At 60.8% G+C, this 17840-nt stretch carries 18 protein-coding genes; 5 read left to right on the top strand and 13 right to left on the bottom strand.

Annotation, left to right across the window (positions count from 1 at the left end; translation table 11 throughout):
- The first annotated feature begins 107 nt into the window (after nt 1-107).
- Complete coding sequence (locus HALAL_RS0109400; RefSeq protein WP_025273762.1) at nt 108-644, top strand: hypothetical protein; 537 nt, start codon at nt 108-110, stop codon at nt 642-644.
- 131 nt (nt 645-775) lie between these two features.
- Here the strand turns inward: HALAL_RS0109400 and HALAL_RS17590 are convergent, their stop codons facing one another.
- Together HALAL_RS17590 and HALAL_RS0109390 are read right to left on the bottom strand one after the other, a co-directional pair.
- Entirely contained in the window at nt 776-1573 is a 798-nt protein-coding gene (locus HALAL_RS17590; RefSeq protein WP_025273761.1) for a hypothetical protein, read from the bottom strand.
- A gap of 181 nt (nt 1574-1754) precedes the next feature.
- On the bottom strand, nt 1755-5432 hold the full coding sequence (locus HALAL_RS0109390) for a multifunctional oxoglutarate decarboxylase/oxoglutarate dehydrogenase thiamine pyrophosphate-binding subunit/dihydrolipoyllysine-residue succinyltransferase subunit (RefSeq protein WP_084472088.1): 3678 nt from the start codon (nt 5430-5432) through the stop codon (nt 1755-1757).
- Nucleotides 5433-5653: 221 nt separating this feature from the next.
- Between HALAL_RS0109390 and HALAL_RS18610 the strand changes: the two genes are divergently transcribed.
- On the top strand, nt 5654-5815 hold the full coding sequence (locus tag HALAL_RS18610) for a hypothetical protein (protein ID WP_156937688.1): 162 nt from the start codon (nt 5654-5656) through the stop codon (nt 5813-5815).
- A gap of 397 nt (nt 5816-6212) precedes the next feature.
- Here the strand turns inward: HALAL_RS18610 and HALAL_RS0109385 are convergent, their stop codons facing one another.
- Nucleotides 6213-6569, bottom strand: a complete 357-nt coding sequence (locus HALAL_RS0109385) for an STAS domain-containing protein (protein ID WP_025273759.1) — start codon at nt 6567-6569, stop codon at nt 6213-6215.
- Nucleotides 6570-6906: 337 nt separating this feature from the next.
- Here HALAL_RS0109385 and HALAL_RS0109380 point away from each other — a divergent pair, with 337 nt between their 5' ends.
- From HALAL_RS0109380 to HALAL_RS0109370, 3 genes are all read left to right on the top strand, one after another.
- Nucleotides 6907-7614, top strand: a complete 708-nt coding sequence (locus tag HALAL_RS0109380) for a response regulator transcription factor (protein WP_025273758.1) — start codon at nt 6907-6909, stop codon at nt 7612-7614.
- A 23-nt stretch (nt 7615-7637) separates the two neighbouring features.
- On the top strand, nt 7638-9095 hold the full coding sequence (locus HALAL_RS0109375; RefSeq protein ID WP_029767674.1) for a sensor histidine kinase: 1458 nt from the start codon (nt 7638-7640) through the stop codon (nt 9093-9095).
- A gap of 106 nt (nt 9096-9201) precedes the next feature.
- Nucleotides 9202-10509, top strand: coding sequence for a S1C family serine protease (locus tag HALAL_RS0109370; RefSeq protein WP_084471937.1), 1308 nt, complete (start codon nt 9202-9204; stop codon nt 10507-10509).
- 70 nt (nt 10510-10579) lie between these two features.
- Here HALAL_RS0109370 and HALAL_RS0109365 read toward each other — a convergent pair whose 3' ends face one another.
- From HALAL_RS0109365 to rpsP, 10 genes are all read right to left on the bottom strand, one after another.
- Nucleotides 10580-12058 (bottom strand): sensor histidine kinase, encoded by a 1479-nt coding sequence (locus HALAL_RS0109365; RefSeq protein WP_029767672.1) that lies wholly within the window; start codon nt 12056-12058, stop codon nt 10580-10582.
- 84 nt (nt 12059-12142) lie between these two features.
- Nucleotides 12143-12445 (bottom strand): DUF2469 domain-containing protein, encoded by a 303-nt coding sequence (locus HALAL_RS0109360; RefSeq protein WP_029767671.1) that lies wholly within the window; start codon nt 12443-12445, stop codon nt 12143-12145.
- 139 nt (nt 12446-12584) lie between these two features.
- Nucleotides 12585-13265 carry a ribonuclease HII gene (locus tag HALAL_RS0109355; protein WP_245598070.1) on the bottom strand — a complete coding sequence of 227 codons (681 nt, stop codon included), beginning with the start codon at nt 13263-13265 and terminating at the stop codon, nt 12585-12587.
- Nucleotides 13262-13861, bottom strand: coding sequence for a signal peptidase I (lepB, locus tag HALAL_RS0109350; protein ID WP_051463060.1), 600 nt, complete (start codon nt 13859-13861; stop codon nt 13262-13264). The genes HALAL_RS0109355 and lepB (HALAL_RS0109350) overlap by 4 nt, the downstream gene beginning before the upstream one ends.
- Nucleotides 13862-14092: 231 nt before the next feature.
- Nucleotides 14093-14938 (bottom strand): signal peptidase I, encoded by an 846-nt coding sequence (gene lepB, locus HALAL_RS0109345; protein ID WP_245598068.1) that lies wholly within the window; start codon nt 14936-14938, stop codon nt 14093-14095.
- Between the two features lie 83 nt (nt 14939-15021).
- Nucleotides 15022-15369 (bottom strand): 50S ribosomal protein L19, encoded by a 348-nt coding sequence (rplS, locus tag HALAL_RS0109340; RefSeq protein WP_025273752.1) that lies wholly within the window; start codon nt 15367-15369, stop codon nt 15022-15024.
- A gap of 187 nt (nt 15370-15556) precedes the next feature.
- Nucleotides 15557-16324 carry a tRNA (guanosine(37)-N1)-methyltransferase TrmD gene (gene trmD / locus HALAL_RS0109335; RefSeq protein ID WP_025273751.1) on the bottom strand — a complete coding sequence of 256 codons (768 nt, stop codon included), beginning with the start codon at nt 16322-16324 and terminating at the stop codon, nt 15557-15559.
- Entirely contained in the window at nt 16324-16824 is a 501-nt protein-coding gene (rimM, locus tag HALAL_RS0109330) for a ribosome maturation factor RimM (RefSeq protein ID WP_025273750.1), read from the bottom strand. The genes trmD and rimM overlap by 1 nt, the downstream gene beginning before the upstream one ends.
- A gap of 117 nt (nt 16825-16941) precedes the next feature.
- On the bottom strand, nt 16942-17169 hold the full coding sequence (locus HALAL_RS0109325) for an RNA-binding protein (protein ID WP_025273749.1): 228 nt from the start codon (nt 17167-17169) through the stop codon (nt 16942-16944).
- Nucleotides 17170-17172: 3 nt separating this feature from the next.
- Nucleotides 17173-17649, bottom strand: coding sequence for a 30S ribosomal protein S16 (gene rpsP / locus HALAL_RS0109320; protein ID WP_025273748.1), 477 nt, complete (start codon nt 17647-17649; stop codon nt 17173-17175).
- Nucleotides 17650-17840 lie beyond the last annotated feature (191 nt).

The following is a 17840-nucleotide window of genomic DNA, read 5'->3' as shown; positions in this document are numbered from 1 at the left end:
ATCGCCTTCACCCTGAAAGAGTACACCGAGACCGAGGACGCGGTCGTATCGTCGACCTCTCCATACGGCGACCGGCCTCCTCGGTTTCCACTCTTCAGGAGGCGACGATGAAGCTGTTGCAGACCTTGGGAAACTCAGTGACCAAGGGTGCCAAGACAGTGGGAAACCAAAAATTCGTGAAGCGCTTGGCTGTCGCTACCGCTGCGGTGTTGACGATCGTAGTACTCGCACAGGAAGGCGGTTCGACCAGTCCACCGACAGAGAGCCACGAAAGGCACGGAGACCAAACGACCGTCGCAACGGAGGCCTACAGCGCCGATAACGATACCGCCCAGAGTCAACGACGAACGATCCGCGCGCAACACGCGATCTATAACGAGGATCTTTCAGCGGAACTCCAACTCGGGTGTACCTATCGTGTCAACGCGGCGTTCGGTGTTTCGGTGTTTACCGATACTGATTTCAGCTCCAAACGGATCGTGCGGCTCAATTCCGGAACCGAGGTGGAGGGCTCCTGCCATATCACCGAAGGCGGCAAAGCACTCAGCTGCAAGGGTCTCACTTTGGACAACGAATGGATCAGAGTCCGTTCCGGAACGATCATCGGCTGGGCACCGTCATCCTGCCTGGATAAACAGACCTGAAAACGCGTGTGACGCACCAGCCAAGGAAAGTGAGCACCGTATTGGCCGATCAAGACCTCAATCACCCGGACTGTTGTGGGGCGGTCATTCGATCGCCCCACAACACGTATTAGTCGCCGATTCCCCGTTTATCACTCAATGTATTCCACGCACCAGGAATTGTCGTCCTGCGCGAGGTCGATCGTCAGCTCAACCGGATGGTCGTATTCGGTTCCATTCATCTCCATCGAGAGGGTGAGCTCAACCGTTGCCGTTCCGGTCGTGCCGTCGTCTTCAACCGACAGCACCTTATACGTCACGTCAAAGGATTCCGTCTCCAGGTCCTCGGTGGGGTCCTCGTCGATCTGCATGTCCGGGTCGCTCATCGCACTGGAGCAAATGGCGTCCGTATAAGCCGACATTTGTCCTTGGTCCCCCGACATGATCCCTACTACCGGGCCGGACACGAAATCCTCGACGAACTCCTCCGCGGTCTTCGCAGGCGATCCGTCACCGTCGTCGATATCGTCGGTGTCGTCACCGTCGTCGTTCGTATTGTCCCCGTCGGTGGAGTCCGAAGCGGAATCGTCGGAGTCTGATCCGTCGTCGCTGACCAAAAGATAGCCGACACCGCCACCCAGTGCCAGAACTACGACCAGCGCGATCATACCGATGATGAGACCGGTATTCGATTTCTGCGGCTGTTGTGGCGGATAACCACCGTAACCGGGAGGAGGCGCGCCGTAGGGCGGTTGCTGCGGAGGTCCGTAGCCGCCTTGTTGCGGGGGCGGCTGTTGTGGGGGTGGTTGCTGCGGGGGCAGCCCCTGTCCCCCCGCGGGTTGAGCGTTGGGATTGTACTGGAAGCCGCCGCCGGGAGATTGAGGAGATTGGGCATTGGGGTCCTGGGAACCGGGTGGTGGATATCCCCCGCCGTTCGGTGGGTAGGTCATTCTTCCTCGATTCAACTTTAAATCTGGATTCTAAACAGGCAAGCGTGAATTCACCACTAGCATATCGGCACCGCAATCGCGAGCCGCAGCCACATAATCCGATCGAGAGCCGCCGACGATACAACAACGGTGCCGAGGCCTACCAGGCCCCGACACCGTTGTTCAGTGGTCGATGCGACTCCTAGGAGTTGGGAATCGCCACGTCGATCAGTGCTTTCTGCTCTACTTCGTGCACCTTGGGCGAACCGGTGGACGGGGCCGCCGACGCGGGCCGCGAGATGCGCCGCAGGTGCACTCCGTCCATGTTCTCCAGCAGATTGAGCGCGATATAGGACCAGGCTCCCTGGTTGGCCGGTTCCTCCTGGACCCAGGCGGTCTCCTCGGCGTTCGTGAACTCGCCGAGAGCCGAACGAATCGCCTCCACCGGCAAGGGGTACAGCTGTTCCGAACGCACCAAGGCGATGTCGTAGCGGTTACGCTCCTCACGGGCCTTCAGCAGATCGTAATAGATCTTGCCCGAGCACAACAGGACGCGCTTAACTCGAGTCGGGTCTACCGTGCCGTCGGCCAATCCCGGATCCCGCAGAACCGGCTGGTAGCCGCCGTCGGTGAACTCCTCCACCTCAGAAGTGGCACCCTTGTGACGCAGAAGCGACTTGGGCGTGAACACTACCAGCGGCTTCTTGACCTCGTCCATGGCCTGACGCCGCAACAGGTGGAAGTAGTTGGCCGGCGTGGTCAGATTGGCAATGCGCATGTTATCGTCGGCGGCCATCTGAAGGAAGCGCTCCATACGCCCCGACGTGTGGTCGGGACCGGCGCCTTCATGACCGTGCGGCAGCAGGAGAACGACGCCGGTGGGCTGTCCCCACTTGGCTTCCCCACTGGAGATGAACTCGTCGATGACGGTCTGCGAGCCGTTGACGAAGTCACCGAACTGTGCTTCCCAGCTGACCAGAACGTCCGGGTTCTCCACCGAATATCCGTATTCGAAGCCCATCGCGGCGAATTCGCTGAGCAGCGAATCGTAAACGAAGAACCGCCCCTGGTTCTCGGCCAGGTTGCTCAGCGGCGTGTATTCGACCTGCTCGTCCTGGTCGATGATGACCGAATGACGTTGCACGAAGGTACCGCGACGCGAATCCTGCCCCGCGAGACGCACGTCCCGGCCGTCCAACAACAAGGATCCGTACGCGAGAATTTCGGAAAACGCCCAGTCGATTCCGCCGGAAACGGCCGATTCGGCCCGCTTTTCCAGGACCCTCCGTACCGCCTTGTGCGGCACGAAGCCTTCCGGCAGGGCGACGTGGGATTTACCGATGAGGCCGATGGTGCCGGCGTCCACCGTCGTGTCAATGGAGCTGAGCGGTTCCGGCTCGTTGTGCCACGGTGTCGGACCGGCCTTGTCTCCCAGGGCTTCCTTCGTTTCGCGGAAGACCCGCTCCAGCTGCTTCTGATAGTCGGCCAAGGCCTCCTCGGCGTCCTCCATGCTGATGTCGCCACGACCGATGAGGTCCTGCGTGTACAGCTTTCGGACCGAACGCTTGGAGTCGATGACGTTGTACATCTCGGGGTTGGTCATCTTCGGGTCGTCACCCTCGTTGTGACCACGACGCCGGTAGCAGATCATGTCGATGACGACGTCCTTGTGGAACTGCTGCCGGTAGGCGAAGGCCAGCTTCGCGACTTCGCACACCGCTTCCGGGTCGTCCCCGTTCACGTGGAAGATCGGAGCCTGCACCATACGCGCCACATCGGTGCAGTACAGCGTCGAACGCGAATACGCCGGGGCGGTCGTGAAACCAACCTGGTTGTTGACGATCACGTGGACCGTTCCACCCGTGCGGTAACCCCGCAGCTGACTGAGGTTCAACGTCTCGGCCACCACACCTTGACCGGCGAAGGCGGCGTCACCGTGAATCAATAGCGGCATGACGGTGAACCCGTCTTCACCCAGGTTGATACGGTCCTGCTTGGCCCGTACGATCCCCTCGGCCACCGGGTTGACCGCTTCCAAGTGGCTCGGGTTGGCCGTGACCGACACGGTGGTCTCGGCATTGCCCTTCGGCGTCTCGAACGACCCGGTCATACCCAGGTGATACTTGACGTCTCCCGAACCGCCGATCGATTTCGGATCGATGTGGCCCTCGAACTCGGTGAAGATCTTCGAAAGCCGCTTACCGACGATGTTGGCCAGTACGTTGAGGCGGCCACGGTGCGGCATGCCGATGACGACCTCATCGAGCTTCTCGTAAGCCGCGGAGGTCAGTACCTGGTCCAGCAGCGGAATCAGTGATTCCCCGCCTTCCAGGCTGAAACGCTTCTGCCCGACGAACTTGGTGTGCAAGAAGGTCTCGAAGGCTTCGGCGGCGTTCAGACGACCGAGAATGTGTTTCTGCTCTTCGACCCGGGGCTTCTCGAAGGGAATCTCAATGCGTTCCTGCAGCCAGGCCCGTTCTTCGGGGTCCTGGATGTGCATGTACTCGACCCCGATGCGGCGACAATAGGAGTCGCGCAGTACCCCCAGAATGTCGCGCAGGGTCATACGCTGCTCTCCCGCGAAACCGTCGACCGCGAAGGTCCGGTCCAGGTCCCACAATGTCAGACCGTGCGAGCGAATATCCAGGTCAGGGTGCTGACGGCGCTCATAGCTGAGCGGGTTCGTGTCGGCCATCAGGTGACCGCGAACGCGATAGGCGTGAATGAGTTCGATAACCCGGCTGGCCTTGTCGATTTGGCCTTCGCGGGTCTTGGACACGTCGCGTGTCCAGCGCACCGGCTCATAGGGAATCTGCAGGGACTCGAACACCGAATCCCAGAACTCGTCGCCCAAGAGCAGTTCGTGGACCGTCTTCAGGAATTCTCCCGACTCGGCACCTTGAATGATGCGGTGATCATACGTCGAGGTGACGGTCATGATCTTCGAGATAGCGGCCTTGGCGAGCGTTTCGTCCGACGCACCGGCGAACTCGGCGGGAGTCTCCATCGCGCCGACGCCCACGATGAGGCCCTGACCTTGCATGAGACGAGGCACCGAGTGCACGGTGCCGATACCGCCGGGGTTGGTCAGCGTGGCCGTCGCCCCCACGTGATCTTCCATGGTCAGTTTATTGTTGCGGGCCTTGCGGACCAAATCCTCATAACCCTGCCAGAACTGCCGGAAGTCCATCTCCTCGGCCGCCTTGATCGAGGGAACGACCAGGGTGCGGCTGCCGTCGGGCTTGTTCAGGTCGATGGCCAAGCCCAGGTTGACGTGCTCGGGAGTCACCAGCTGAGGCTTACCGTCGTCCGATTCGGCATAGGAGTTGTTCATGCTGGGGTGGGTCTGGATGGCGCGCACCAGCGCATACCCGATGAGGTGGGTGAAGGAGACCTTACCCCCACGCGAGCGCTTGAGGTGGTTGTTAATGACCACCCGGTTGTCGAACAGGAGTTTGGCCGGAACCGCGCGAACGCTGGTCGCGGTGGGGATGCTCAAGGAGGCATCCATGTTCTTGGCCACCTTGGCGGCAACACCTTTGAGGGTCTTGGTTCCTGCTTCGCTCACGGCGGTGTCTTTCTCTTTCGTCTCCGCAGTCGGGCTGGCTTTCACCGGGGTCGATGAAGGCGATGTCGTCTTTTTCGGGGAGGATTCGGACGCGGCGGCCTGAGGCTGTGCGGAGGCTGCGGAATCGCCCGAGGAGGAAACGGGAGAGGGTTTCGTTTCGGGGGTCGGTTGAGATTTAACGGGAGCGCCGGAATCCGTATCACTGTCGGCGTCGGCTGAGTCCTCCTCTGAGGGGCCAGGTCCCTCTTCCCCAAAGAAGTCACGCCATAGCGGGCTGACATTCTGTGGATCTTCTAGATAACGTTCGTACATTTCGTTGACGAGCCATTCGTTGGCTCCAAAATCGGTCAACGGTTTGCCCGGAGTCGAACTCGACACGGCTTCATCGCCTTCTCTGTAGCGTGCGCTATTTTCGGTTGCTCCAAAACCGGCTGCGAATGACGTTTTCGCGGTGGTTGATGGAGAGAAGACAGTAGTCCTCTTACTGCCAGGATAGTGCGGAATTTGATAATTATGAAGTATGGGCCGCAGCCATGCGGACTAAATCACTGCAACGCTTGACGACCTTGCCGCTTCATTTCGCCCTTACTGCATTCGGTAAAACCGCCACCACCCCCGGCATCGACGTTCTAGGAATTGCCCACCACCAAAACCGTGACGGCAATTCCACAAGCTCGCCTCAAATACATTACTAATTGAATTTCAATATTAATACCGGATGACCAACGGCTATGAACAGCACAACCGGCAATCACAATCTCCAGGGTTGCGACAGCATTCCAGGAGGACCGATTGACGAAAGGCCTACGGTGTTCCACGACACAAGCACAGTAGTTCTACGTGGCAACAAATCCGGCTATGCCCCCTGAAATGAACACACCCACCCCACCAACCCCAAGGCCACGCAACAAGCGAGCCGCCAACAACGCGCCAAGCGCGGAGTGCAGCGGCGGTAGAGCTGGAAAGGAGCTCAGTCGGTTCACAGTGCGTTGAATAGTGGAGTTCTCAGGTTCCAGGCGTGCTTCAGCACGTCGGGTTCTGAGAATACCGCTAGGCGACGTACTGTGGAGCGGCTGAGCGGTCACCCACCAATCAAGCGTGCTGTGGATCGGCTGAGCGGTCACCAAAAGTATCAGTGGGTTCGGCGAGGAGCTCTTCCGCGCCGACGACGGTGAAGAGTCTGGTTATGAATCGGTTTGGGTTCACCACGCTCAAGGTCACGCCCATATCGCGTGCGATGCGATAGGCCACAACTATCGTGCCGATACCGGTCGAGTCCAGTACTGTTACTTCGGCTACATCGACCTGTAGAGCACTTACCTCCCCGGCTTCCAGGGATTCGGTGATGGCGGTACGGATCTGCGGCGCCGTGGCGTAATCGACCTCGCCCGCGAGTTTTACCGTTACCACTCCACCGTTGGAAGTGTTGGTCTCAATAGAGAGCGTCACTATGGCTCACCTGCAATCACAGAGTTGTCACTGGCCAATGCCTTCCCTCGGCCCAGGGTCGTCAGTGGCTATGCACATTAAGTGCTGACTTGCCCATCAAAGTCTATCCGACATCGGGCCATCGGCACAACATGCACAATCACCGCCCCTCCCCGTGTGGAAGGCGTCAAAGAATTCTAGTGCATGGTGGTGACATCGGCTCAGGCGACCGCAGACGCCCACAAGGCCATCGTCATACTCGAAGCGGGACGTACTCGTGACCGACGAAATAACACCCGGTATGTGCCGTGGGGCGACCCGCGACGTATCCTCGAAATCCCCATCGCATGGAGGTGTCATGCCCGAACAACAACCTAAACCTGAGACCACTTTGCTTGTCGTGGAGGACGAGGAGAACATTCGCGAGCTCCTGGCGACGTCGTTGCGCTATGCCGGTTTCGGAGTGGAGACCGCCGCTACCGGTACCGATGCTCTGCGTACCTTGGCGCGCATCCGTCCGGACCTGGTGGTGTTGGACATCAATCTGCCGGATGTGGACGGGTTTGAGATCGTTAAGCGGATGCGCTCGGGCTCCGACGCCACGCCCGTGTTGTATCTGACGGCGCGTGACGATACCTCCGATACGGTTCGTGGCCTGGCGGCAGGTGGCGATGACTACGTCACCAAACCCTTCGCCTTGGAAGAGGTGGTGGCGCGCATTCACGCGGTATTGCGGCGCGCCGAGGGGACGTTGCCGCGTCCGTCCCGGTTGAAGTACGCCGACCTGGAGCTGGATGAGGAGACGCACGAGGTCTGGCGAGGTGGCGAGGCGATCCAGTTGTCGCCCACCGAGTTCAAGCTCCTGCAGTATTTCATGATCAATGCCGGTCGGGTTCTCTCGAAATCGCAGATCCTGGATCATGTGTGGCGCTACGACTTTCGTGGTGACGATGGAATCGTGGAGTCGTACGTTTCCTATCTTCGCCGCAAGGTCGACACTCGGGAACCGAAGTTGATTCAAACCCTGCGCGGGATCGGCTACGTGCTGCGGGAGTCCAATAACTGATGTGGCGGCGGTTGAAGGAGGCGGTGGGCACCAAGTGGGACCGGACGCCGCTGCGCGTCCGGCTGACCGCCTCGGTGCTGGTCTTGGTGGCCGGAGCGTTGATTCTGATTTCGATCGCCGCCCTGGTGGCGCTGCACACCTACTTTCTCTCCACCGTCGACGCCGAATTGGAAGACCGCCTCGATCAGCTCAAACTCGAAGAGATCGATCAGTCCACTCAGGCGGAAAGCAATATCCGCCCTAATCAATATTATTTCATCGTGCAGTATGCCGAGGGCAGTCAGTTCATTCGCCCCGACAATCGCGAAAACGCCCCGTCGTTCACCTATGACGATCTGGTGGACGCTGACGGAGAGGCGTTCAACGCACTCGCCGAAGACGGCTCGGTACGGTGGCGGGTCATGGGAATGCCGGTCGATACCGCGGAGACCGATACGGGTGGTGACGGTCCCACGCACTACGTCATGGCCTATAAGTTGGAACATTTCGACCAATCCGTGGCCGGACTGGTCTGGGTGATCATCTTGGTGGGAACCGGGGTTCTGGCCGGGCTGGCCACCCTCGGGGCCGGGCTGGTGCGCGCCTCTCTGTCTCCGCTGCGCCACATTGAGACCACGGCCGCCATCATCGCGGCCGGTGACTACTCCCGCCGTATTCCCGACCGAGACCCGCAAACCGAGATGGGACGTGTCGGGGTCGCCATCAACTCCATGCTGAAAAAGATCGAAGTCTCCATCCGGGGACGCGAGCGCTCGGAAGACCGCGCGCTGCGGTCGGAGCAACGCATGCGGGAATTCATCGCCGATGCCTCGCATGAACTGCGTACGCCGCTGACCAGTGTGCGAGGCTATGCGGAGTTGGTACGCACCAATCCGATGATGCCCGAGTCCGATCGGCTCTACTATGTCGGACAGATCGAAGAGGCCGCTAAGCGCATGGGGCTGTTGGTCAGCGACCTGCTCCTGTTGGCGCGTCTTGACCAGGAACGTCCCATTGAGCTCATGCCCGTGGAGATCACCGGAGTGTTGAGCGACGCGGTGTCGGCCGCTCAGGTGTCGGGGTCGGACCGTGAGTTCGTTTATGAGGGTCCCGATTCGGAGATTACGGTGGCGGGGGACCGTTCGCGACTTCGGCAGATCTTCGACAATCTGTTGAACAATGCCGTCCAGCACACCCCGCCCGGTACTCGCGTGGTGGTGAGTTTGGAGCTGAGGGACGACACGGTGGCCATTGAGGTGGCCGACAACGGCCCCGGTATGGAACGGGAGGACCGGGATCGCGTTTTCGAACGCTTTTATCGTTCGTCCGGTCCGATTACGCTTCCCGGGCAGTCGGGTGGTCATGGTTTGGGGCTGGCGATCGTGGCCGCTATCGTGCAGGCCCATCGGGGTGAGGTGGACGTGGATTCGCGCCCGGGAGAGGGAACGACGTTTACGGTAATCCTACGCCGCACTCGCCGCGAGGACTCCTCGGATTCGTAGTCCGACATGCGGATAAGGAAATACTTCCTCACGAATAGGCCATCTCTAAGACGATTAAATTGATTTTCTCAGCGAGAGTACACACGCGGCAGGCATCCTCTATGTCATGAGCACACATGACGACAACCGGTTTGACAAGCCCGGTGAATCTTCACAGCCCGAGGAAGAGGCACCACAGCCCCAGGCAGAGTCGTCGTCGAACGACTCCACGCCCCAAGGGCCCTCGGCGTCCGAAACGCCCGGGCCAGGCGCGACGCGCCCGAACGCGTCATCAGAATCCTCCAATCCACCCCCCATGTCGCATTCGGCGGCACCTCCCCCGCCGTACTCGGCCGGCCCTCCCCCTGGGGCGTATGGACCTCCACCGACGGCCGCTCAGCCGCCCTCTTCCGGGCGAGGCTCGGGCCGTTGGATTGCCATGGCGGTGATCCTGCTTCTACTCGCCGGAGGCATCGGTGGCCTGGCCGGGTACTTTGCCGGCAAGGGAACGAGCACCACGATCTATTCGTCTCCTTCCATGGACGCCGGAGACGGAAAGACCTATTCGGAGGTTTCGGAAAGCGTCATGCCTTCGGTGGTGGCCGTTCTGGCCGGAAACAGCGAAGGTTCCGGGGTGGTGTACTCCGAGGACGGTTATATTGTGACCAACAATCACGTGGTGGCCAATGCGAATGAGGTAGAGGTGCGCTTCACCGACGGGACCACTGCGGCGGGGCGGGTGCTCGCCACCGATCAGTCCCAAGACTTGGCCGTCGTTCAGGTCAGCGACGACATGGAATTGCACCCGATCGACTTTGGTGATTCGGCCGGGCTCAAGGTCGGTGACGTGGCCATCGCCGTCGGCTCGCCGCTGGGTTTGGAGGGGACGGTCACGCAGGGCATCGTCTCGGCACTCAACCGTTCGCTGTCGATTTCGGATAAGCAGCAGCCCGGTTTGAATCAGAATTCGAATGAGACGCTTGACGGACTCATCCAGACCGACGCGGCCATTAACATGGGCAATTCCGGTGGGGCTCTGGTGAACGGCAATGGGGAGCTGATTGGAATCAATACCGCCATCGCCTCGACCGAATCGGGCAACATCGGACTCGGCTTTGCCATTCCCTCCAACAAGGTCAAAGACATCGTCGACCAGTTGATTGAAAGCGGCTCGGTGGAGCGCGGATACCTGGGGGTCCGAGTCGCCGAAGTCCAGAACGGCGCGATGGTCATCGAAGTCGAGGCGGAATCACCGGCCTCCGACGCCGGACTGGAACCGGGAGACGTCATCACCGCCATCGACGGAAAGAACATCTCCTCGGCCAACGACGTGGTGTCCGCAGTCCAGGCGAAGAATCCCGGCGACTCCATCGCCGTTTCCTTTATACGCGAGGAAGATTCACAGACGGTCGACGTCGAGCTCGGTACGGAGTGACCTCGTCGGCATCGGTCGGTTCGTTCGGGCGCGATACCGACCGATGCCGTTCGTGTTCCGCTTCCATCGCTCAGTGCAGCGAAAACTCCAACACCGCCCGGGTACCGGTCTCTTCCGCCGGGTACATTTCAATACTCCCCCGCAATTCCCCGGTAACCAGGGTATGGACGATCTGGAGTCCAAGACGATTGGATCCGGCGATCGAGAATCCTTCCGGCAGTCCTTGACCGAAGTCGCGTACCACGACGGTGAACTGGTCATCCTGCCGTTCCACCTCGATGACGACCTCACCTGCGACACCCGGTGAATAGGCGTGTTCCACCGCGTTTTGAATCAGCTCGTTGATCACCATGACCAGGGGAGTCGCGATCTCACTGGGCAATACTCCGAATGAGCCCTCGCGGCGCAGACTGACCTTCGATTCGGCGGCCGACACCTCCGCCGCCATCGACGCGACGCGATCGACGATCTGATCGAAGCCGACCGCCTCGTCGGAGGATTGCGAGAGAGTTTCATGCACCATGGCAATGGACGCCACCCGGCGAACGGATTCCTCCAGTGCCAGGCGGGCTTGTGGAACACCGACCCGGCGCGCCTGCAAGCGCAGCAGGGCCGCCACCGTCTGCAGATTGTTCTTGACGCGGTGGTGGATTTCGCGGATCGTGGCGTCCTTGGTGACCAACTCCCGATCCAGGCGACGCACCTCGGTCACATCGCGCACCAGAATCAGTGCGCCGGCGGCCTTTCCGCCCGGACGCAGGGGCAGCGCACGCATGAGGACGATCGCCCCCTTGGCCTCGATTTCACGACGACGTGGGGTGTCGCCGTCAAGGGCCTCCCCGACCCGTTTGGCCGCGTCGGCTCCCGCATCGGGATCGCTGGGCAGTCGCCGTGTCAACTCGGTGAGATTGCGATCGCGCAGATGACCGGTCACTCCCATACGGCGGAAAGCGGAAAGAGCGTTGGGGGACGCGTAGCGCACCAGACCGTCGGCCCCGATACGGACCAGACCGTCCCCAATGCGCGGTGCGGTGGTCGGTTCGCCCGGCAGCAACGGCGGTGGAAAGCCGCCGTCGGCGAGCATCTGCACCAGATAGTCGGCCGTTTTGAGGTAATTGAGTTCCAGATGCGAGGGGGAGCGGGTGTCGGACAGGTTGGTATCGCGCGCGGCCACGGCGATGACCTTGTTGCGATCACGGCGGCGGACCGGAATGCACTCGTGCCGTGCCGCCACGTCACCGTGCCAGACGGGGTCGCCTTCCCGATGGATGCCGCCTGAGGCGAAGGCGGCATGGATACCCTGCGCCTCGATCCCGTCGATAATGCGTCCGACCTGATCTTCCTCGTAGGCGGTGGGGCTGGTGGTCGGCCGGACCTGGGCGAGGCAGACGTAGGCACCCGGGCGACTGGAGACCTCTCCCCAGAGAAGGAAGTCGGCGAAGGACAGGTCGGCGAGGAGTTGCCATTCCGCCACCAGCCGCTGCAAATGGGCTACGGAGTTCGAAGACAGGTTGGTATAGGCACCGACGATATCGCGAAGAGTGGACACGTCCCCATGATAACGGGCCCGCGCGGTTTCGGCGGCGGTGGCGAGAGTGAGGAGTCCGTCCCCTACGGCGGCCGTCGCTCCCGCCTATGGCAGACTCAACTCCGGTTTGTCCAGCTCTTCGACGTTGACGTCCTTGAACGTCAGTACACGAACATGTTTCACAAAGCGTGCCGGACGGTACATGTCCCACACCCAGGCGTCGCGAATGTCCACCTCGAAATACGTTTCGGTCTCGCTGCCGCGTACATTCACCTCCACGGCGTTGGCAAGGTAGAAACGTCGCTCGGTCTCCACGACATAGGTGAACTGACGAACGATGTCACGGTATTCGTGGTAGAGCTTCAACTCCATGTCGGTCTCGTACTTTTCGAGATCTTCAGCGCTCAATGCTCCCCCTGAACATATTGGTTGACCATGTCATGCGTCGCTCGCCGTCCCGGATCGGCATTGCTCCTCACCGAACTGCGGCTCACAGGCGTCGCCACTATGTGCCGCAGCTCCCCACTGTACGCGCCACGGACAACTTTCAGCGCGAGCCGCTGGGTACGTTGGAATAGCTCATACGGTGTTCCCGACACGACCCGTACCGTTCCAATGCCGCCGAGTGTGCCGCGGTCCCATAGCCTTTGTGGTCGGCGAAGCCGTATTCAGGATAAATCTCGTGCAGGCGATACATCATCCGATCCCTGGTTACCTTGGCCACAACCCCTGCCGCCGCAATGGCCGCGACGTGCCGGTCGCCCTTGATCACGGCGGCCGACGGACAGGGCATACCCCGGATCGTGAACCCGTCGGTCAGGGCATAGGCAAGAGACGGATTCCCTGCGACCTGCGCCAACACACGCGCCGCAGCGCGTCGCATTCCCTCTTGATTGCATACCCCCACGCCACGTCGATCGATCTCGGCAGCCTCGTACACTACAGTCGCGTCGATGGCTCGCGATCGACGCAGAGCGGCGAAGACCTGTTCGCGAGCCGATTCCGACAGCAATTTCGAATCCGCCAAGCCCTGGATCCGGGCGGTGGCCGGCAACGCCACGGCAGCGACGACCAAGGGGCCGGCGCACGGACCACGACCGGCCTCGTCGACACCGACCACGGGGCCGAAACCGTTGCGACGCAAGGCCGACTCCGCCGCATACATCCCGGAGGACCGACTCAAGCGAGCGGCTCTGGGGCGCAAGGAGGCCAATACCCTTGCCGTCACGACCCGGCCGGAACGTCGTCGTAGGTGGAAGGAATATCCAACCAGGTCATACGATCAAAAGGCCAGAATAGAACGAAGGCTTTCCCCACCACGTCGTCGACGGGAATGGTGGAGGCGGCCACATTGCCTCCGGTGCGAATGAAGCTTTCCCGACTGTCGCCGGAGTCCGAGCGGTGGTCACCCATGACCCAGACTCGGTCATCGGGAATGGTCACTTCGAATTCGTCCCGCGACGGAGCGTCCTGTTCCTTGGTCGTCGGATCCACGTACAGATACGAGCTCTCGTCCAGAGGGGTTCCGTTCACCAGGATCCGCCCCTCTGCGTTGCAGCACTCCACCGTATCGCCCCCAACGGCGATGACACGCTTGACGAATTCCTCATCACCACTGTTGGGAAAGGTCTTCCAGGAATCGGGAGCATGGAAGACGACGACCTCGCCACGTTCCGGTTCACCAAAGGTGTAAACGAGCTTATTGACCAGAATGCGATCGTCAAGGTCCAAAGTGTTCTGCATCGAACCGGACGGAATGTAGTACGTCTGCATCACGAAGGTGCGCACCACGATCGCCACCACGATGGCGATTCCCAGCAGAATCGGAAGTTCCTTCCATACCGAGGTCTTCTTCCTCGTGGACTTCTTCCCGTCCGACTTGGGTTCCCCGTCCTGGGAGTCATCGGGTTCCGAGGGGTCGTTCTTCGCATTGCTGCCTTCATCAATCACACTATGAGTCTACGACCAACCGCACGTAATACCCAAGACACCCACGAAATTCAGGCGCCGCGTTCGACAGTCGACTCAGAGCGCGATACCGCCCGTGAACGGCTGTCAGGGAATGTCATCGAAGACCTGAGGGATGTCCAAGGCCTCCGCCCGCGAGGTCGGCCAGACCAAATGGACCGCCCGCCCCAGGATGTTTTCCACCGGAACGGGTCCCTGACACCGTGAGTCACGGGAGTCCCCTCGATGGTCGCCCATGACGAACACGTGGCCCTTCGGCACGGTAACCTCATCGAAGACCCGCGAGTGACACGTCCCGGCGGGGATGTCCAGAGGCGCGTTGTCATAGACGTACTCCGATTCGTCCAGACCGACTCCGTTGACCGTCACCTTCCCGTCCGCGTCGCAACATGAAACGGTGTCCCCCGAAATCCCGATGACGCGCTTGATGAAGTCCTTTTCGTCGGGTTGCCCCAGGCCCACCAGGTCGGACAAGGTGGACAGAACCGAGGCGGCCGCCCCCTCCGGTGCCTGTTCATTGCCCTCGGGATCCCACTGATCGGTGCCGCGAAACACCACCACTTCACCGCGTTGCGGTTCACGCAGCGCGGTGGTCAATTTGAGCACCAGGACGCGATCGCCTTCCTGCAAGGTCTGCTCCATCGACCCGGAAGGTATGTAAAAGGGCTGGACGACGAAGGTGCGCAGCAAGACCGCCGCACAGAACGCGACGGCCAACAACAGGGGCAGTTCTATCCACAATGACAAGTAGTGTCGTCGATTGGCCTGAGCCAGACGTGAATCGGCAACCGGTCGCCGAGGTTTCCGCATGCGGAGCTTCGGAATCATGACCGTCGAATCACGCGGTTCGGAGTCGGGAGGCCCCTTGGAACGCAGGAGACCACCGCCTCGGACTCGAGACGGTGGTCTACCGGGTCGACGTGATCTACTCACATCCAAAGTCTAGGGGACGCCGGTACGGCCGGAAAAGGGCCGCACGCTAACGGGTCCGTTCCTCCACACCAGGGTGGGGCGCGTTACTGGTCGCGCTTCTCTTTCACCTTGGCTGCCTTACCAATGCGGTCACGCAGGTAGTACAGCTTGGCGCGACGAACCTTACCGCGGGTGACGACCTCGATCTTATCGATCATGGGGCCGTGTACCGGGAAGGTACGCTCCACACCGGTCCCGAAGGTCAGCTTACGAACGGTGAAGGTCTCGCCGAGTCCCTCACCGTGACGACGAATAACCGGTCCCTGGAACACCTGGATACGGGAACGGGAGCCTTCTTGCACACGCACATGCACATTAACGGTGTCACCGGGGCGAAAATCCGGTACGTCGGCGCGCATCGACTGCGCGTTCAATTCATCCAGAACGTTCATGGGAACCTCTTCAAGTCGTAGTTGTCTTATAACTCTGAGAGGTCCAAAGTCGTAACGTCGGACGTCAGAGTCGGCGCGAGTCGACGCTCGCGAACACGGCCGTCGGCTCGGGAGAACCCCTGTCCACCGCGCACCGGCGCGGAACTCCGGAGGAAATTGGAGAGGGTCGTCCCAGTCGACTGAAATATTATGCCTGATCGGCGTCAGGCTCGTCGATCCCGGCCCGTTCGATAAGGTGCCGGTCACGCTTGTCCAGCGTACTCTCGTCGAGTTGCGCCACCAAATCGGGGCGCCGCCGCAGAGTGCGAATGAGAGATTGATCGCGCCGCCAGCGGTCGACCGCACCGTGGTCCCCCGAACGCAGGACGTCGGGAATCACGTGTCCCCGCCATTCCGCCGGTTTGGTGTACGCGGGCGCTTCCAGCAACCCGTTGACATGCGACTCCTCATCGAGAGACGCGGAGTTCCCCACCACGCCCGGAACCAGACGGGTGACGGCCTCAATCATGGTCAACGCGGCCACCTCCCCACCGAAGAGAACGTAGTCGCCCAGCGACACCTCGGTCACCGGCATCCGTTCGGCGGCGTAGTCCACCACCCGCTGATCGAGGCCCTCATAGCGCCCGCAGGCGAACATCAGCCAGTCCTCCCGCGCCAATTCCGTCGCCTTCTTCTGGCTGAACGGTTCCCCCGCCGGGCTGGTCACCAGCAAATGCGGCCGTCGCTGACCGTCGATGACCTCGTCGAAACACTCCCCCCACGGCTGTGGTTTCATCACCATTCCGGCCCCTCCGCCGGCAGGGGTGCCGTCTACGGAATGATGCACATCGTGCGTCCAACGTCGCAGGTCGTGGACGCGCAGATCGATCAGACCGCGTTCCCGGGCCTTACCGATGAGCGAGAGGTCAAGAGGAGAGAAGTATTCGGGAAATACGGTGACTACGTCCAGGCGCATTACAAGTCCAGAAGTCCGTCGGGAAGGTCCACCGAAATGACGCCTTCCTCCACGTCGATATCGATGATCATGTCGGCCACGAAGGGGATCAAGGCCGTGCCACGGTCAGAACGCGACACCACCAACGTCTCGTGAGCGGGCCCGTGATCGACGCGCCGCACCGTTCCGACGGCGTCGCCGTCGTGTTCCACGACTTCCATGCCGATAAGGTCGATGTCGTGAATCTCGTCGTCATCGACGTCCTCGTCCGTCGCCACATCCATGTAGAGGAAGCGCCCGCGCAGTTTCTCCGCCGCGTCACGTCCGCGCGCCTCGGCGAAACGGACGACGGGCCGCCCCTTGTGGAAGCGGACGGACTCCACCGTCAAGCTCTCCTGATCGGTCTCGGCCCGCGCTCCGACGGTGAATCGCTCCTCGGGACGGTCGGTATGGACCTCAATGGCCACCTCCCCCTTCAAACCATGGGGTTTGGCCACCCGTCCCACCACAACATCGGTCATTGTCGCCTGTCTTCCCGCTCGCACTTGTCGTCCAATAAGAAAAAGCACTGCCGTGGGGCAGTGCTTTTCAATGAATAAGGAACCGTCGCAAACGGTTCACGATCGTTTCGGGCCCTACTAGCCTTCGACGACCTCTACCCGAACGCCACGCCCACCGATGGAGGTGATGACCTGACGGACGGCATTGATGGTGCGGCCCCCACGCCCGATGACCGTACCCAGGTCATCGGGGTGGACGCGCACTTCGAGGCGTTTGCCACGTCGCGAATCGACCAGTCGGACCCGAACATCGTCTGGATTGGCGACGATACCTTTTACAAGATGCTCAAGCGCTGGTCGCAACATGGGCTATTCCCCTTTTTCCTCAGTCTTAGCGGATTCGGCCTTTTCCTCTTTGACCTCTTCGGTCGAGGCGGACTCGTCGGCCTTATTCTCGCTCTTTTTGGTCTTGGTGTCTTCCACAACCACTGTAGCGGCCGGATCGATTCCCGCCTCTTTCAGAGCCGCTTCGTACAGCGTGTCACGCTCGGTTTTGGGCTCGGCGACCTTTATTTCCGCAGGAGCGGGAAGTCCCTTGAATTTCTGCCAGTCACCGGTGCGGCACAGGATCCTGTGAACGGGCTCGGAAGGCTGTGCGCCCACGCTGAGCCAGTACTGCACTCGCTCAGAGTCGACCTGAATGATCGACGGGTTAGCCTTCGGCTGGTAGATGCCCAGGTTTTCAATGAACTTACCGTCACGCTTGTCACGGGAGTCCTTGACCACCACGCGGTACTGCGGGTTGCGGATCTTTCCCATGCGGGTCAGGCGGATCTTAACTGCCACTTTTGTTTTACCTCATTAGTTCACACGCGGTCTCACAGCACAACGCTCATCCACGTGGAGAAAATGGAGACACTGTGCTACTACTGTCACGTTCGACTGGGCTTTTCACTCGGTAACAAGAGGGCGGCCGATTGAAAGCCAAATACAAACCCGAAGTTTAGCACTCTCACCTCGTAAATCCGCAGAGCGTC

It is taken from the genome of Haloglycomyces albus DSM 45210 (assembly GCF_000527155.1).
GTDB classification, from domain to species: Bacteria; Actinomycetota; Actinomycetes; order Mycobacteriales; family Micromonosporaceae; genus Haloglycomyces; species Haloglycomyces albus.
Note: the sequence above shows the minus strand (reverse complement) of the source record. Positions and strands in the feature narration are given on the sequence as shown.

Bases quoted from the DNA above. Each gene is read 5' to 3' on its own strand.
- trmD (WP_025273751.1), bottom strand. From the start codon at position 16,324: ATGCGCCTGGACGTAGTCACCGTATTTCCCGAATACTTCTCTCCTCTT.
- rimM (WP_025273750.1), bottom strand. From the start codon at position 16,824: ATGACCGATGTTGTGGTGGGACGGGTGGCCAAACCCCATGGTTTGAAG.
- HALAL_RS0109380 (WP_025273758.1), top strand. From the start codon at position 6,907: ATGCCCGAACAACAACCTAAACCTGAGACCACTTTGCTTGTCGTGGAG.
- HALAL_RS0109400 (WP_025273762.1), top strand. From the start codon at position 108: ATGAAGCTGTTGCAGACCTTGGGAAACTCAGTGACCAAGGGTGCCAAG.
- HALAL_RS0109325 (WP_025273749.1), bottom strand. From the start codon at position 17,169: ATGTTGCGACCAGCGCTTGAGCATCTTGTAAAAGGTATCGTCGCCAAT.
- HALAL_RS0109370 (WP_084471937.1), top strand. From the start codon at position 9,202: ATGAGCACACATGACGACAACCGGTTTGACAAGCCCGGTGAATCTTCA.
- HALAL_RS18610 (WP_156937688.1), top strand. From the start codon at position 5,654: ATGCGGACTAAATCACTGCAACGCTTGACGACCTTGCCGCTTCATTTC.
- HALAL_RS0109390 (WP_084472088.1), bottom strand. From the start codon at position 5,432: ATGTACGAACGTTATCTAGAAGATCCACAGAATGTCAGCCCGCTATGG.
- rplS (WP_025273752.1), bottom strand. From the start codon at position 15,369: ATGAACGTTCTGGATGAATTGAACGCGCAGTCGATGCGCGCCGACGTA.
- HALAL_RS17590 (WP_025273761.1), bottom strand. From the start codon at position 1,573: ATGACCTACCCACCGAACGGCGGGGGATATCCACCACCCGGTTCCCAG.